Origin of the sequence: Bacillus clarus (assembly GCF_000746925.1) — a bacterium.
GTDB lineage: Bacteria > Bacillota > Bacilli > Bacillales > Bacillaceae_G > Bacillus_A > Bacillus_A clarus.
The window spans coordinates 2,795,450-2,811,639 of sequence record NZ_JMQC01000008.1 but is presented as its reverse complement, the minus strand read 5'-3'; the positions used below and the strand labels follow the sequence as shown (position 1 = coordinate 2,811,639).

At 35.6% G+C, this 16,190-nt stretch carries 16 protein-coding genes; 5 read left to right on the top strand and 11 right to left on the bottom strand.

From position 1 onward, the window contains the following. Positions 1-53: 53 nt before the first annotated feature. Positions 54-1,556: an N-acetylglucosamine-specific PTS transporter subunit IIBC gene (nagE, locus tag DJ93_RS15300; RefSeq protein ID WP_042981718.1), complete on the bottom strand. Its 1,503-nt coding sequence runs from the start codon at positions 1,554-1,556 to the stop codon at positions 54-56. Positions 1,557-1,879: 323 nt separating this feature from the next. On the opposite strand from nagE, the gene glsA reads away from it, so the two are divergent. Beyond that, the gene (glsA, locus tag DJ93_RS15295) at positions 1,880-2,809 is read left to right on the top strand and encodes a glutaminase A (protein WP_042981717.1); all 930 of its coding nucleotides are present in this window, start codon (positions 1,880-1,882) and stop codon (positions 2,807-2,809) included. A gap of 114 nt (positions 2,810-2,923) precedes the next feature. Beyond that, positions 2,924-3,265: a DUF3969 family protein gene (locus DJ93_RS15290; RefSeq protein WP_042981716.1), complete on the top strand. Its 342-nt coding sequence runs from the start codon at positions 2,924-2,926 to the stop codon at positions 3,263-3,265. A gap of 21 nt (positions 3,266-3,286) precedes the next feature. Here the strand turns inward: DJ93_RS15290 and DJ93_RS33210 are convergent, their stop codons facing one another. Together DJ93_RS33210 and ytaF are read right to left on the bottom strand one after the other, a co-directional pair. Further along, positions 3,287-3,445, bottom strand: a complete 159-nt coding sequence (locus tag DJ93_RS33210) for a hypothetical protein (RefSeq protein ID WP_080743487.1) — start codon at positions 3,443-3,445, stop codon at positions 3,287-3,289. Between the two features lie 117 nt (positions 3,446-3,562). Beyond that, positions 3,563-4,174 carry a sporulation membrane protein YtaF gene (ytaF, locus tag DJ93_RS15285; protein WP_042981714.1) on the bottom strand — a complete coding sequence of 204 codons (612 nt, stop codon included), beginning with the start codon at positions 4,172-4,174 and terminating at the stop codon, positions 3,563-3,565. Positions 4,175-4,310: 136 nt separating this feature from the next. On the opposite strand from ytaF, the gene DJ93_RS15280 reads away from it, so the two are divergent. Beyond that, positions 4,311-4,964 carry a DUF1232 domain-containing protein gene (locus DJ93_RS15280; RefSeq protein ID WP_042981713.1) on the top strand — a complete coding sequence of 218 codons (654 nt, stop codon included), beginning with the start codon at positions 4,311-4,313 and terminating at the stop codon, positions 4,962-4,964. A 169-nt stretch (positions 4,965-5,133) separates the two neighbouring features. Here the strand turns inward: DJ93_RS15280 and DJ93_RS15275 are convergent, their stop codons facing one another. From DJ93_RS15275 to DJ93_RS15265, 3 genes are all read right to left on the bottom strand, one after another. After that, a complete protein-coding gene (locus tag DJ93_RS15275; RefSeq protein ID WP_080743486.1) occupies positions 5,134-6,375 on the bottom strand; it encodes an acetylornithine deacetylase in 1,242 nt (413 codons plus the stop codon). A 146-nt stretch (positions 6,376-6,521) separates the two neighbouring features. After that, the gene (locus tag DJ93_RS15270; protein WP_042981712.1) at positions 6,522-7,943 is read right to left on the bottom strand and encodes an amino acid permease; all 1,422 of its coding nucleotides are present in this window, start codon (positions 7,941-7,943) and stop codon (positions 6,522-6,524) included. A gap of 157 nt (positions 7,944-8,100) precedes the next feature. Then, positions 8,101-8,355 (bottom strand): biotin/lipoyl-containing protein, encoded by a 255-nt coding sequence (locus tag DJ93_RS15265; protein WP_042981711.1) that lies wholly within the window; start codon positions 8,353-8,355, stop codon positions 8,101-8,103. A gap of 303 nt (positions 8,356-8,658) precedes the next feature. On the opposite strand from DJ93_RS15265, the gene DJ93_RS15260 reads away from it, so the two are divergent. Both DJ93_RS15260 and DJ93_RS15255 read left to right on the top strand, forming a co-directional pair. Continuing rightward, positions 8,659-10,062: a sigma-54 interaction domain-containing protein gene (locus DJ93_RS15260; RefSeq protein ID WP_042981709.1), complete on the top strand. Its 1,404-nt coding sequence runs from the start codon at positions 8,659-8,661 to the stop codon at positions 10,060-10,062. 84 nt (positions 10,063-10,146) lie between these two features. Next, on the top strand, positions 10,147-10,350 hold the full coding sequence (locus DJ93_RS15255) for a hypothetical protein (RefSeq protein ID WP_042981708.1): 204 nt from the start codon (positions 10,147-10,149) through the stop codon (positions 10,348-10,350). A 51-nt stretch (positions 10,351-10,401) separates the two neighbouring features. On the opposite strand, the gene truA is transcribed toward DJ93_RS15255, so the two are convergent. From truA to fumA, 5 genes are all read right to left on the bottom strand, one after another. Next, on the bottom strand, positions 10,402-11,139 hold the full coding sequence (truA, locus tag DJ93_RS15250; protein ID WP_042981706.1) for a tRNA pseudouridine(38-40) synthase TruA: 738 nt from the start codon (positions 11,137-11,139) through the stop codon (positions 10,402-10,404). 83 nt (positions 11,140-11,222) lie between these two features. Then, entirely contained in the window at positions 11,223-12,602 is a 1,380-nt protein-coding gene (gene rlmD, locus DJ93_RS15245) for a 23S rRNA (uracil(1939)-C(5))-methyltransferase RlmD (RefSeq protein WP_042981705.1), read from the bottom strand. Positions 12,603-12,612: 10 nt separating this feature from the next. Next, on the bottom strand, positions 12,613-13,476 hold the full coding sequence (locus DJ93_RS15240) for a DNA-3-methyladenine glycosylase family protein (RefSeq protein WP_042981704.1): 864 nt from the start codon (positions 13,474-13,476) through the stop codon (positions 12,613-12,615). Between the two features lie 59 nt (positions 13,477-13,535). Next, entirely contained in the window at positions 13,536-14,318 is a 783-nt protein-coding gene (gene pdaA, locus DJ93_RS15235) for a delta-lactam-biosynthetic de-N-acetylase (protein WP_042981703.1), read from the bottom strand. A 125-nt stretch (positions 14,319-14,443) separates the two neighbouring features. Further along, a complete protein-coding gene (gene fumA / locus DJ93_RS15230) occupies positions 14,444-15,964 on the bottom strand; it encodes a class I fumarate hydratase (RefSeq protein ID WP_080743485.1) in 1,521 nt (506 codons plus the stop codon). Positions 15,965-16,190: the final 226 nt, after the last annotated feature.

Here is a 16,190-nt window from a genome sequence, read left to right as displayed (position 1 = left end):
CCTCTAAAAGACTAGTGTTATCAGTCTTTCTGGATATCCTCTTATCTAATTATTTATACGTGTTTTTTCATATCTTCGGCAACAGATTCAACATTTGTACCTACGATAACTTGTACACTTGTGTTACTTAATTTCATAACACCTTTTGCTCCAGCACGTTTTAATGCTGGCTCATTTACTAAACCTGCATCTTTTACTTGTAAGCGTAGACGAGTTGCACAGTTATCAATAACTGTTAAATTTTCTTTTCCGCCTAATGCTAATACATAAGTTGCACCAATTGAACCCGCAACTGGTGCGTCCCCATCTTCTACTAACTCATCGTCATCTTCACGACCTGGAGTTTTCAAATTAAATTTCTTAATTAAGAAGTAGAACACGACGAAGTAAATTGCTGCATAAATTAAACCGATTCCTGCTAACAATACTGGTTTTGTTGCAATACCAAAGTTTAAGAAGTAATCAATTGCACCGGCACTAAATGTGAAACCATCGTGAATGCCAAGTGATGTTGTTACGAATAAAGAAATACCTGTTAATACTGCATGAATACCATATAATACTGGTGATAAGAACATGAATGAGAATTCAATAGGTTCTGTAATACCAGTTAAGAATGAAGTTAATGCTAGTCCTCCCAACATTCCTGTAACCATTTTACGCTTTTCTGGTTTAGCAGCTGCAATCATTGCGAAACATGCTGCTGGTAAACCAAACATCATAACTGGGAAGAAACCAGTCATAAACATACCTGCTGTTTTATCCCCTGCAAGGAAGCGAGCGATATCACCGTTTACAACATTACCTGCTGCATTTGTAAAGTCACCAAATACGAACCAGAAGTATGTGTTCATTACGTGGTGTAAACCAATTGGAATTAATAGACGGTTTAACAAACCGAATAGACCTGAACCTACAGCACCTAAATTAACAATTCCATGAGCTAATGCATCAATGCCATTTTGAATTGTTGGCCAAATTTGTGCAAATAGAATTCCTAATATTAGCATCACAACAGATGTAACGATTGGAACAAAACGTTTTCCGGCAAAGAATCCTAACCATTCTGGAAGTTTAATTTTATGGAATTTATTATAAAGTAAACCCGCTATAACACCGACAATAATACCACCTAAAACTTTCATATCTACTTTGGTCGATAATTCGGCGGCCTTAGACACTTGTGTCATTGTATCTGCAAGCTTAGATGGATCTACGTTTGCACTATTACCTATTAAATCTTGAACTTTTCCTAATTTATCTTGTAATTCTACAGTAGAATATCCTTTACTAAGTGCATCAATACTATTTTTCATAACAAGATAACCAATTGCACCTGCAAGACCTGCGGCACCACTACCATCAACAGAAAGACCGATTGCGATACCAATTGCGAAAATAAGTGCTAAATTATCAAAAACAGCTGCACCGGCCTGTGCCATAACAGGAATATCAAATACGTCTGGTTGTCCTAAACGAAGCAATAATCCAGCTGCTGGTAGCACTGCGATTGGAAGCATTAACGCTTTACCAATACGTTGTAGAAACTGCAACATTTTAATTCCCCCCTATCAAATTTATGAAATCGTTATCATTATAAGTACGCTTTAGAAAACGCTTTCTATTACATAACCATAATAACATATAGTTGTATAGATGTGTAGTTTTTATTTTCGAACTTTTTATGGATAAGTTTTCTATTTCCAAACTGTTATATAAAAGGAAAATTATCCTTTTTTATTACACGATATACAGCCCAAAAACTTACTATAGCACACATAACTTTCATTTTATCATTCCACTTTTTCATGTTATTATTTATTTCCGAGCATATCGGGAACAGTAAACATAGTCAATTAGAAATAGGAGCGTTGGTACTATGCAGTGCATTGAAACAAACAACTTACAACGGTTGTTGGAACAAGTAAAACCATATACAAAAAAAGGAAAGCTTGCTACTTATATCCCCGAACTAGGAAATGCAAATCCAGATGATCTAGGAATTGCTATTTTCCATAAAGAAACCGAATATATTCATGCTGGTAACTCGCAAACACTATTTACTCTTCAAAGTATTTCCAAAGTAATTACACTTGCACTTGCCCTTTTAGATCGTGGTGAAGGATATGTATTCTCTAAAGTTGGAATGGAGCCAACAGGGGATCCATTCAACTCTATTATTAAGCTGGAAACAACAAGTCCTTCCAAACCTCTTAATCCGATGATTAATGCAGGTGCATTAGCTATTACAAGCATGTTAACAGGCGATAATAATGATGAAAAAATGGAACGTATCCTTCAATTTGTTCGTGATATAACAGACAATCCTACTATTAATTATTCTTCTAAGGTTGCTGTCTCTGAACTAGAAACAGCTTACTTAAATCGTTCACTTTGTTACTATATGAAGCAAAATGGCATTATCGATAGCAATATTGAAGAACTAATGGATTTATATACCCGTCAATGTGCAATTGAAGTAAACTGTATTGATTTAGCTCGCATTGGTTTAATTTTTGCAATGGATGGATATGATCCATATAAGAAAAAACAAATTATCCCTAAACATATCACAAAGATTTGTAAAACATTTATGGTTACATGCGGTATGTATAACGAGTCTGGTGAATTCGCAATCCGTGTTGGAATCCCCGCTAAAAGTGGTGTAGCTGGTGGCATTTTCGGTTGCGTAAAAGGAGAAATGGGAATTGGTATCTTCGGACCAGCTTTAGATGCAAACGGAAACAGTATTGCTGGTTTTAAAATTCTTGAACTTCTTTCCGCTCAAGAAGGATGGAGTATTTTTTAAATAAAAAGTTGTCCTGCTCTATTTTGACAGGATAACTTTTTTTATTATGCATATTTGCTCCCCCCTCCTGAATAATATAGTACAACCTAGCGCTATATGGTGGAGGTGTTAAAAATGAAGCTTATATTCCAAATGACAAAACAGCCAGTCCTTGAAAAAACAATCCTTCTTTTTATACTAAGCATTGTAGAAAGCTTAAAGCTAAAAGTTGTTTCACTAGACGAAGCCCATCGATACATATTTAATTTAGAGGTTCTAGAATTATTAATGGATCGGAATATCGATGATCAAGTACTAGAGCTCATTCATTTTGGAATGGGACTCGAAGACATTCACCATGTGCTTCCTGAAGAACTTGAGCAAAGTATTGAAGAACTTAAATGGCGATGTATTCAAGTTTTAAGTGAGTACAGTATGGATGAAGAATCAGATCAACTAATTGAAGATATACGCTAAAAAAGCACCTATGTAGGTGCTTTAATGTTTTTTTAAACTATTTTTATACGTTTCAATGTTAACAGGTAATTCTTCCTCTTCTAACGTATGCTCATTTACATCTTTATGAATATGAGCACCTTTAGGTGGTTGATGATCATGACCTTTTTTCTTATGATCAAATGCTTTCCCGCGTCCCATACGGATCCCCCTTTCTTTAAAAGAAATCAATATTAGTATGAAGAAAAGCACGTCGATATATGCAATCCTTTGTTGTATTTCCAAGGAAATACTCGAATGCTATTTTTTCATAATCCATCACATCAATTGATCAATCCCAATAAGAATTAATAATACACCTGCAATAATTGTTGCCCATTTCCCTAAATACTCTGCTAAAAATCTTTTTCCAACATATGAAAAGCCACTAATACAGATGAAACTAACTACACCAGAAATAATTGCTGTCCACCAAAGATTTAAATTCGTTACTCCTGCATCAAACCCACCGGCTATATTATTAATCGACAATGCAACACCTAATACAAGTGCTTCAGAAAAACTAATTGTTTTAGAACCATCAAAATCAGCCTTTTCTGGATTACGTAAGATTCCCATAAACACGCTATCATCTTTCCCTTGTTCCTCCTCTTGTTTATTAAGAAATGGCTGACATAAAATGAATACTCCAATTACACTAAGTACAATTGCTCCAATAAGGTTCGCCGTAAACTCTGAAATAAACAAAGAAATCCAATTCCCCAAAAAACCTGCTAATAAAGTAAATAGAAATCCGAAAAAAGCAATGATGAAATTATTAAACCAAGAAATTTGAATTTTGCGGATACCATAAGCAATTCCCACACCTGCATTATCTAAATTAGAAGCCATTCCTATCAAAAAAATTGAAAATAAACCTGCCGTACTCATAAACGGTCACCCCTTTTTCTCACTTTTCCATGTATATTATGAAAACGTTGAGCAACTGTGCCTGTCCGTTTCATATACTTGTAATAAATACTCAACACTTTTTCAACAATTAAAAATGAGAGGGAGTGCCTAAACTATGTCCACCGAAAACCAAAATGATCGGCTTGGTTCATTAATAAAAAAGCTATTAAAAGAACGTGCTTTATCTATGCGTCAACTAGGTACGCTTACAAATATGGACCCCGCAACAATTTCACGCATTATAAATGGCAAGCAACAAGCAAAGCAAAAACATATACAAAAATTCGCAGAATGTCTGCAAGTTCCACCACAATTGTTATATGACGAGATGTATCCTGATTCTCCACACATAAATAAAGAAAAAACTGATATGTATACATCGCTTGATACCATTCAGCAAACTTTACAATCCTCTAACTTATTTGACTTCGATTACACAACAACTCGCGTTAAACAAGAACTCGAAAATTATGAACGATATGCTCAAACAGCAGAGGGTGAAAAACGTATTCATGAAAGCTTTGCAAGCAAATTAGAGCAAATCGACAGCACAGGACCTTTTATTGAACAATTAACAAATATGTATCAACAATTTTGCAAAGAAGCGACTCCGCTAGAAGAACGTGCTATTATTGGAAGCGCCTTATTGTATTTCATTCTATCAACTGATATTATCCCGGATTATATATTCCCAATTGGTTATTTAGACGACGCCATTGCCGTTGAATTAGCAAAAGAAAAACTAGTGGAAATAAGAAGAAAAACATAGAGAGTACAAAGGCGAGTATGGAACTATTTCAGAGCTTGTATTTACTTTATTTTCGAAATAGTTCCATACAAAAAAATCGTACAAGTATTCCTACTTGCACGATTCCACGACAGGTATTTTTATATTACAAACTATATCTTTTTTTTATTATTCACATCTTAAATTATTCTTATTTTTTCGTATGACACCATTCATATATGAAAGCAGTAATTACTTTCGTAAATTCAATTAACTGTTTCACTTCAACTTTCTCGTTCACAGAGTGCGCTTCTTCTAACGTACCTGGGCCATAAATGACAGCGGGAATATTAAACTCACTAAACCATCCGCCATCGGTTACTGTTGCGGACATATCTAAAGTTGCGCTTTTATGTAGTATAGATTCATGTACAGATCCGAGCTTTCGTATAGCTGGATGGTTACTATCCACTTCTAAAGAAGGAAATATTTCACCTCGGTCAACAATCATCGATTCTCCGCCCCACTCAAATTGTGGTGGATTTTCATGTAGCCACGGATCTGCTTCTGCAACTTTTCCAATATACTCTTCAATTTCTTTCGCTATTTGTTCATGCGTTTCATTCGGATAAAAATGCACTGTAATCCATAAGCGGCACTCATCTGCAATAAATGCTGCATGACGACCACCTTCAATAACAGCGGGGTTAATTGTTGTTACTCCTGGTGGATACCCTTCATAAGTTTTCATTACCGCCCAATGACGTTCTAGTTCCTGTAAACTTTGGACAATTTTCATCATCTTCTCTATTGCGCTTGCCCCAAACAGACGACCACCAGCATGAATCATTTGTCTGCGTGTTGCATCATGAAATGTTTGGGGGCTCTTCACAGTAATCCAGCCTGTAATTACCCCTCCCTGTCCTTGCATATGTAAATTACTTGTATCCACTACTACAGCAAAATCCGCATCATAGCCACGTTTACAGCATTGAAGTGTTCCTGCTTCTCCTACTTCCTCTCCAATTACCGATTGAAAAATTAAATCCCCAAGTAATTCAATCCCTGCTTCTTCTAAAAGCTGAATAGCAAATAAAGCTCCTGCTAATCCTGCTTTCATATCAGCTGCACCCCGTCCAACTAGCCAGCCGTCTTTTAGAAACGGATCAAACGGACTCGTTTCCCACGGCTCGTCTGTTGATACTTCTGCAACATCTATATGTCCATTAATAATGAGACTTTTATGCGACTCACTTGCTATCCCCTTTTTTATTCCGACGACATTCGGATCATTCGGGTATACATCCCATTTATCAATACTGAAATCGCGTTCTTCCAAGAACTCTGCAACAAACTGCTGTGCCTCATTTGTATTTCTTGCTGGTGGTGCTGGTGTTTCAAAGCGAATTAAAGTTTTTGTAAGTTCTAGTAGTTCATCTTTTCGTAAATCAATCTATTCTAACAGCTGTGAAACTTCTTGATTCATTGCTAATTCCCCTTTGCATACGTAGTATGTTTTCAGCTTTATTGTCACAAAAAAAGAGACTGTTTACAATTTTACAGTCTCTAAATTCCTTATTATTATAAAATCACTTTTAATTATAAACTTTCTAATTCTGTTGCATTCGTCTTTTCAATATGTTCTATTTTACTTCTCTTATTTCTTGTAGCACGGTAAAACAGTAAGCAAACAATCGTAAATGGAATACCACAATATAATGCCATTCTTTGTTCTGGAATAAAAGCCATACCAACGATTACCATTAAATTTAACATTAAAGCAAGAAGTGGAACAAATGGGTACAATGGTGTTTTAAATTTCAAGTCCTTAATATCTCCACCTTGCTTTACATATGTTCTTCTAGCCAATAGGTTAGATAAAGCGATAGACGCCCACACTAATATTGCGCCGAATCCAGCAATAGAAAGGAGCCATAAATAAACTGTATCCTCGGCATAAATACCTGATAGTAATGAGAGACAACCTACAATCGTACTTACAATCAACGCATAAATAGGAACACCGTTTTTAGATAACTTACCAAAAATCGGACTAATCATTCCTTGATTAGACATCGACCATAGCATACGAGACGTTGCATATAATCCTGAATTCGCAACTGATAATACGGCCGTAATAATAACGAAATTTATAATATCCGCCGCATAAGGGATACCAATTTTATCAAATACAACTACGAATGGACTTTCTATTACTCCAGCTTGCTGCCAAGGAAATAATCCCGCAAGAATAAAAATAGAAAGTACAAAGAAAACAAGTATACGCCAAACTGTATTATTAATTGCTTTTGGTATTGTTTTCTCTGGGTTTTCACTCTCTCCAGCCGCAATACCAACTAGTTCTGTTCCTTGGAAAGAAAAATTGACCGCAATCATCGTAATTAAAATAGCTGATAATCCATTTGGAAACAATCCGCCATAATCAGTAAAACTAGAAAACATTGGTGCCGGTTCATTTCCTTTCATGTCTAGGAAACCAAACATGGCTGCACCGCCTAAAATAATAAATGCAATAATGGTAATTACTTTAATACTTGCAAACCAAAACTCAACCTCCGCAAAACTTCTCGAAGATAATGCATTAATAGCAAATAGCAACACCGCAAACAATACGCACCAGATCCATGATGGCACATCAGGAAACCAACGTTTCATTAAAATACTAACTGCGATGAGTTCAATACCTATCGTAGCGGACCAGTTTAACCACGACATCCATCCTACTACATAACCTACTGCCGGGGAAATATGCTTTGTAGCATACGTTTGATAAGACCCTGCATCAGGCATGGCAACCGCTAACTCTCCTAGACAGAGCATCGTTAAATACATAACAAACCCACCGACAAGATACGCTACAATTGCTCCTCCAGGCCCAGCTTCATGAATTGTATAACCAGATCCTAAGAAAAGCCCAGTACCAATAACCCCTCCAAGTGCAATCATAAATATATGCCGGCTTTTCAATTCTCTTTTTAATCCCTGGTTTTGATCCATCATATAAATCCCCCTTTTCACTCTGCAAACCCCTTGAATGTAAACGCTTTAAAATAAAACTAAAAAAAGAAGGTAAAAATGATAATAGCTCACATTTTTATTAAAAATCCTTATAATGAAAATAATTATTTAAAAGAGCAAAAAATCCAAACACATTATATTAATCGCTACCTGTTATTAACAGGTCATCCCTTACAGTTATTAATAACTTTTTATCAGCGATGGCTTGTCCTTCTTCCACTTCTAGCGATTCGATATAACCGCTGATTCCCACTTTAATTTCTACTTTCCGTTTATCCATTGTTTCAATTACCGCTAATCTCTCCCACTCATAAACATAGGAACTTTTAGTAACAAATAATTTCTCTACTTTCCCATAACAAGGACTATACACACTTTCTATAACTGCCTTCACTTTATACACTCCTCCTTTTTATTACATACTTTTAAAACGTTATATATCCTATTAAACTTGTAACTCACCCCTAATCTTTAAATGTAGAGATTTCAACTATTATTAATGCAAGTTATATACCAACCTCAACTTCTATGTAAAATTAAGATTTTGCACGAAAAAAATCCCCTTGACCGCAAAATTCTTCTATCATTTGAAAAGTTTTAAGCATAAAATAGCAAAAAAATTTTGCGATTTTATAATAATTTTAATAAAATTATAAAAAGTCAGTCTTCATAGGGTGTAACGAGGGGAAGATAATACATGCATACAGAAGAAATCAATTTTAAAAAGGTAATTGAGATGAATATGCTATATGAAACTTTACTCAATGAACTCGATATTGGAATTCATATTATTAATGAGGAAAGTAAAACGATAATCTATAACCGTAAAATGATGGAAATTGAATCAATGGATCGTGCAGATGTACTACACAAAAACCCTTTAGAAGTATTTGCATTTGAAGAAAACCAAAATAGTACTCTTATAGAGGCATTAAAACTTGGAAAAACAAACAAAAATATAAAACAAACTTATTTTAATAATAAGGGACAAGAGATTACGACAATTAACGATACCTTCCCCATAATAGAAAATGGAAAAATTAAAGGCGCTATTGAAATTTCAAAAGATATTACTCATTTAAAACAAACAATAAGAACGAATCTTTCGCGAAAACAAAATACTAAGTTTACCTTTGATCACATAATCGGTGATTCTAAAGCAATTCAGTCCACTATTACAGATGCAAAAAAGGTAATACGTACAGCCTCATCCATACTTATCGAAGGTGAAACAGGGACTGGAAAAGAGCTCTTTGCACAAAGTATCCATAATGAAAGCCACCGTTCAACAAAACCTTTTATTTCACAGAACTGTGCTGCTATACCAGAAACTTTAATGGAAAGCTTATTATTTGGTACGAACCGAGGTGCTTTTACAGGTGCAATAGATAAACCAGGTTTATTTGAAGAGGCAAACGGAGGAACTTTGTTATTAGATGAAATCAACTCATTAAGCCCAGCACTTCAAGCTAAGTTACTGCGAGCTATACAAGAAAAAACAATACGAAGAATCGGAGGCACACAAGAAAAAGAAATCGATGTTCGAATTATAGCAACCATTAATGAAGATCCGCTTGATGCTATAACACACAATCGATTAAGGAAAGACTTGTATTACCGATTAAGTGTCGTCACCTTATTTCTTCCACCTTTAAGAGAGCGAAAAGAAGATATCCTAATTCTTGTTCAGCACTTTATTGAAAAGTATAATATCCAATTTGGCCTCAATGTAACAGGTGTGGATGCTAACGTGAGAGACTTCTTTTATAAATACGATTGGCCTGGTAATGTAAGAGAATTAGAACACATAATTGAAGGCTCAATGAACTTAATAGGAGATGAAAACGTCATTACAGCGTTCCATATGCCAACTCGCTTTCGCGAACTAATAAAAAAAGGATTTAATATGCAACCTTCACTAAATAATCACAACACTGATATACCTAAAACCTTAAAGAACACAATAGAAGAAATGGAAAAGGACTATATCAATCAAATTCTCAAAGAAAATAATGGTAATATCTCACAAGCCGCAAAATTTTTAGGATTGAGTAGACAAAATTTACAATATCGAATTAAAAAACTGCATTTACACATATGAGATGAATCTCTCTCCAAGTGCAAATGAAAATTTGGTAAAATATGTTACAATAAACATATAACATGCTAGAAAGAGGCGATATATATGAGTAATGATAGCAAGTTAAAGTTATTCCAATACTTATACTTTTTCCCTGCCATTCTATGTATGATGTTATTCCTTAATGCTGATATGAGCAGCTTTCCTTATGCAAAGCTATTCGGAACAATTAGTGGCTCCTTTGCAGCTATTATGCTTGCTGCTTTTTGGAATTTGAAGTTACGTATGAAGAAAGAGAAATCTTCTTAATTCCAAAGTACTAAAAAATCGAGCCTAATCAGCTCGATTTTTTACTAATTATTAAAATTCAACATTCTCCAAATACAATCCACTCGCATCAGCAAGACAATTAATTTGATTGCGCTGTTTCGCCTCTAAAATTTGCGGAATTGCTTCAGCATCTAATTGTCCTAATCCAACTTCAATTAATGCCCCAACAATTTTTCGCACCATGTTATGAAGGAAGCCGTTACCACTTACTCTAATTTGTACAAATCCTGCCTCTTCCATCACATCAAGTGTATATACTTCACGAACCATAGACTTTTTCTTTGATTTCGCATTCGAAAAAGCAGTAAAATCATGTGAACCAATTAAATATTTCGCAGCTTTTCTCATGCTTTCTACATTTAATTTTTTATTCACGTGCATGCTGTGTTTACGCATAAATGGGTTCGTATGCTCTTCATTCCAAATCTTATAAAGATACGTTTTCGCCTTAGAGTTGTAACGAGCATGGAAGCGATCTGAAACTTCTTCTACACTCGTAATACTAATATCATTTGGTAAATATTGATTTAAATACTTTTTCACTTTATGTTCCACTAACTTCTCATCACTCTTAAAGTTAGCTACTTGATTCAAAGCATGTACACCAGCATCTGTTCTACTACAACCGATCATTTCAGTTTCTTTCCCGACCATTTCAGATATTACACTTTCAATTTTCCCTTGAATCGTATTGTCATTATTACCAAGGCGTTGCCAACCTTTATAGCGTGCACCGTCATATTGAATCGTCAATTTATAATTATTCATTGTATTCTCCTTACTTCCATTCGCTAAATAAAATATACCCTCACATAGCTCCTGCTTTGTGAGGGACATATCCTTATTGCCTGTTACTTTCTAACAAGCTTCACTACATTTTCTACATGAGCTGTATGCGGGAACATATCAACAGGTTGTACATATTCCACTTCATAACTCTTCATTAGCGTTTTCACATCACGTGCTAACGATGAAGGATTACAAGATACGTAAACAACTCGCTTCGGCTGTACTTTCAAAATTGTCTCCAGTAATTTATCATCGCAACCTGTACGTGGCGGATCGACAACAATTACATCTGGACGCCATCCTTCTTTTACCCATTTCGGTAACCATTGTTCAGCTTTACCTGCTTCATATTTCGTATTGGTAAATCCGTGGCGCTTCGCATTTTTTCTTGCATCCGCGATTGCTTCTGGAATTACATCCATACCACGTACTTCCGCTGCATCATTCGCAAGCCATAAACCAATCGTACCGACACCACAATAAGCGTCTACAATTTTCTCATTTCCTGTTAAAGCAGCTGCTTTTTTCGCTTCATCATATAAAACAACCGTTTGCTCTGGATTTAGTTGGAAGAATGCGCGTGCTGATAATTCAAATGATAAGTCACCAAGTGTTTCTTGAATTACTTCTTTTCCAGCTAATTTAAATGTTTTATCACCGAAAATAACAGATGTTTTACGCCAATTTACGTTTTGCATAATTGATTTAACACTCGGCATCTGTTTTTGTACTTCAGCGATAAATTGCTCTTTATTCGGTAATTCTTCTTTTGTCGTAATAAGTGTAACTTGTACTTCTCCTGTTTGAACGGCAGTACGTGTTACAATTGTGCGTACTAAACCTTTTTGTTTTTTCTCATTGTAAATAGAAACATTTAATTTTTCTAAAATACGTCTTACAACTTTTGTCGCTTCATTCGTTGCTTTATGTTGAATCATACAATGAGCAATATCAATTAACTGATGTGAGTTTTGCTTATACAGCCCTGTAATAACCTTTTCGTCTTTACGTCCTACTTGTAATTGACTCTTATTACGATAATGCCATGGATTTTCCATGCCAAGCGTCGGACGAATTTTCTCTTCCAAACTGTTATTCATGTACTTCTCAAATGCTTGTACAACGATATCACGTTTTTGATTTAATTGTTCTTTATAATCTAAATGTTGCAGCTGACAGCCACCGCACTCCTCATATACTGGACACGGTGCTTTCACACGATGTGGTGAAGCTTTACGAACTTTTTTCACTTTCGCTTCAGCGAAGCCACGCTGAATTTTCGTTGTTTCAGCAACAACCTCTTCTCCTGGTAATGCCCCTGGAATGAAAACAACTTGTCTCTTAAAATAACCAACGCCTTCTCCGTTAATCCCAAGACGTTTAATCGTCACAGGAAACGTTTGACCAACTTCCAACTTACTCTCTTGTTGCTTTTGTATCATTATTACACCTCTACTCTATACTTTTCCATAAATATAACGCTGCATAACTGCAGTATGGTTCACACTCTTGTTTCAATTTTTCTAAAAATTCATCATCAGGTCTATCATCTAATTGAAATACACCTTGCACTGCACGCTGAATGCCGATGTCTGCTTTCGGAAACATATTTTTCCTTCCAAGTCCAAACATTAAAAAGTTTTGCACTGTCCATGCACCAATTCCCCTAATTGGTAACAATTGTGCCGAAACCTTTTCTTCCGCCTCAGTTTCTATACTCGCTAAATCTAATGTTCCGTCAACAATACTTTTTGCTAATCCTACTATATATTCAGCCTTCCGCTGGCTAAACTTCTGCTCTCTCAATTCTTCTATTGAAATATTTGCTACTATTTCCGGAGTGGGAAAAAAGAATACACCGTTCTTCTCTGTTCCATATCGTTTTACAAATTGTTCTGTTAACACAGTAGCAAATTTCAAATTTATTTGTTGATGAATGATGCAGCGAAGTAAGCACGCAAAATAGTCGAATTCTAAAATAATTGGAGTATAAGCATACATTTCAAATAGTGGACGTAATGATGTGTTCAAAAAATGATTTTGTATATCTTGAAACGGATCATTCCAATGGAAAATGGCCCTCATTCGTTTCATTACCTTCTCTGGCTCTCCTGTCTGACTAGAAATCCAAAACTGTGGATTTTGAACAGTACCAATCCCTTGCAAGCGAACAACAATCTGTTCCTCGTCTATAAAAAGCGGGACATAAATAATTTTCTCATCTAATTGAATAGCGTTTAGAGGATCAAAAGATAAACGCTTTAACACCTCTTCAAAATGATACGGATACTCTAACGTAACATGTTCGCTCCACATACGTTTCCCCATCCTTTTTACACATCATTATAGCATGAGAAAACCGTAAGCATACATGCTTACGGTTGATCGCTTTTTACTAAGTCATCTAGACTTTTAAAATGATACCCTTTCTCGCGCAAATCATCAATGATTTTCGCAAGTGCTTCTGCATTATCTTTTGATATCGCATGAAGTAATAAAATAGATCCTGGATGAATCATCGTCATTACATTATTATGCGCATATTGCCATCCTCTTTGTTGATCCACTTTCCAATCAAGAAATGCAAGTGACCAAAATACGTTATAATATCCCATTTCTTTCGTAAGGGCTAGCGTTCTTTCGCTAAATACCCCTCGCGGGGGACGTACATATTTCACTTCTTTTTGTCCAGTTACCTTTTTAATTTCTTCCGTTACACTCGTTAATTCTTCACGAAGTTTCGCATCATTTACCGCTGTAAAATCTGGATGACTCCAAGAATGATTTCCAATAATATGCCCTTCATTTTTCATCCTTAATAATAAATCTTTTTGCGTTTTTATATAATGCCCTGTCACAAAAAAGGTTGCTGGTACTTTTTTCTCTTTCAGTACATCTAAAATTTTCCCTGTATATCCATTTTCATATCCATTATCAAATGTTAAATAAATATCTTTTTTCTCTGTATCACCTAAGTAAAAACCACCATTTTTTTGTAGTAATTCTGTATATAATTTTCCTGCATCTGGCGCCGTCTCATTTTTAGGTCGCGGGATTCCCCAGTTATGTGGTGTATTTGTATAAGCAAATGCTGAAACCGGAACAAGTGCCATCATAAGTGAAAAAATGAGACCTATATATAACCATTTATATTTCATAAATAGTCTCCTTTCCATATATAATCGTACCTGTAGTTTCTGTTTCCTTGCTTTCTTTCATGCTGAGCATGTTTTTCTATATATACCAAAAAATGCATCTCGAATGATTCGAGATGCATTTTTGTTTACTTAAATACAGGCTCTTTAAAGCTCGCTAATTTTTCAAGTGATGTTTTATCAACATCAGCGTGTAAACTATTACCATGAGAGTCCATCGTTACAACTGCTTTAAACCCATCAATACGTAAGTGCCACATTGCTTCTGGAATACCGAATTGTAAGAAATCAACATTTTTCACTTCTTTAATACATTCCGCATAATACTGTGCTGCGCCACCAATTGCATTTAAATATACACCACCGTGTTCTTCTAAAGCAGCTAATGTTTTCGCACCCATACCACCTTTACCAATTACAGCACGAATACCGAATTTCTTCATAATATCGCCTTGGTACGGTTCTTCACGAATACTTGTCGTTGGACCTGCCGCTTTAATTTGCCAAGTGTCACTTTCATCTTTCACTACAACTGGACCACAATGATAAATAATTTGTCCATTTAAATCTACAGGACAATCGTTATCCATTAAATGCTTATGGATTGCATCACGCCCTGTATACATCATGCCATTAATTGTTACAACATCGCCAACACGAAGTTCACGAATTTGCTCTTCTGTAATTGGTGCTTGCAGTACAATCTCACGTTGTTCTGTTTTTTCTTGTGCTTCTTGCTGAAGTGTATCGTCACCTTCTTGATATAACCAATCCATAATTTCACCTGTTTCAGGATGGATCGTTACACCAAGGCGACGATATGCCCAGCAATTATATGCAACAGATACATAGAAGCTAGCTGGCAGGCGATTATATACGCCAATTTTACAACCAAGTAAAGTTGTTTCTCCGCCAAATCCCATCGTACCAATGCCAAGCTTATTCGCATTCTCTAATACGTACTCTTCAAGTTTTTGTAACTCTGATACTGGATTGACATCATCTAATGTACGGAATAATTGATTTTTTGCTAATTCGTAACCTGATGTGCGGTCTCCCCCGATACCAACACCAATTACACCTGCACTACAGCCTTGGCCTTGTGCTTGATATACCGCATGAAGAAGACATTTGCGAATTCCTTCTAAATCACGGCCTGCGCGTCCAAGCCCTTCTAATTCACAAGGTAAGCTATACTGAATATTTTTATTCTCGCAGCCGCCACCCTTTAAAATTAAACGTGCATCAATATAATCTTTTTCCCATTGCTCAAACTTAATAACTGGTGTACCTGGTCCTAAATTGTTACCACTATTGTCTCCAAAAAGAGAGTCCACAGAATTCGGACGAAGTTTACCATCTTTTGTCGCCCGCTCAAGCGCACTATAGATAGCTTCCTTCATTTTTAGTTGATTCACACCAACTGGTGTATAAATTTTAAACGTTGGCATCCCTGTATCTTGGCAAATCGGTGAGATATTATCATCTGCCATTTTAATGTTATTCGTAATTGTGCCAAGTGCCATCGCAGAACGAGTCCCTGCATTTTCTCGCTCTTTCGCTTGTTGAATCGCACGACGAACATCTTTAGGTAAGTTCGTTGACGTTTCAACAATTAGTTGATACATGCTTTCTTGAAGCTTTTCCATTGTTACTTCCCCCTCAATTGTGAACGCTACCAAAACGTTATGAACTGAAAATTTCATCGTTCAGTCTTTAAAATTTTTATTTATTTCATTACATTAAAGATGGAATGAAATTTTTCACAACTTGATTATACCTTTTTTTCTATATTCCATCTATTATCCGAACGGAAATCAAAAAGGTTCCGTACAGAAAACGGCTGCCAAATTTACATTGGTAGCCGTTTTAATA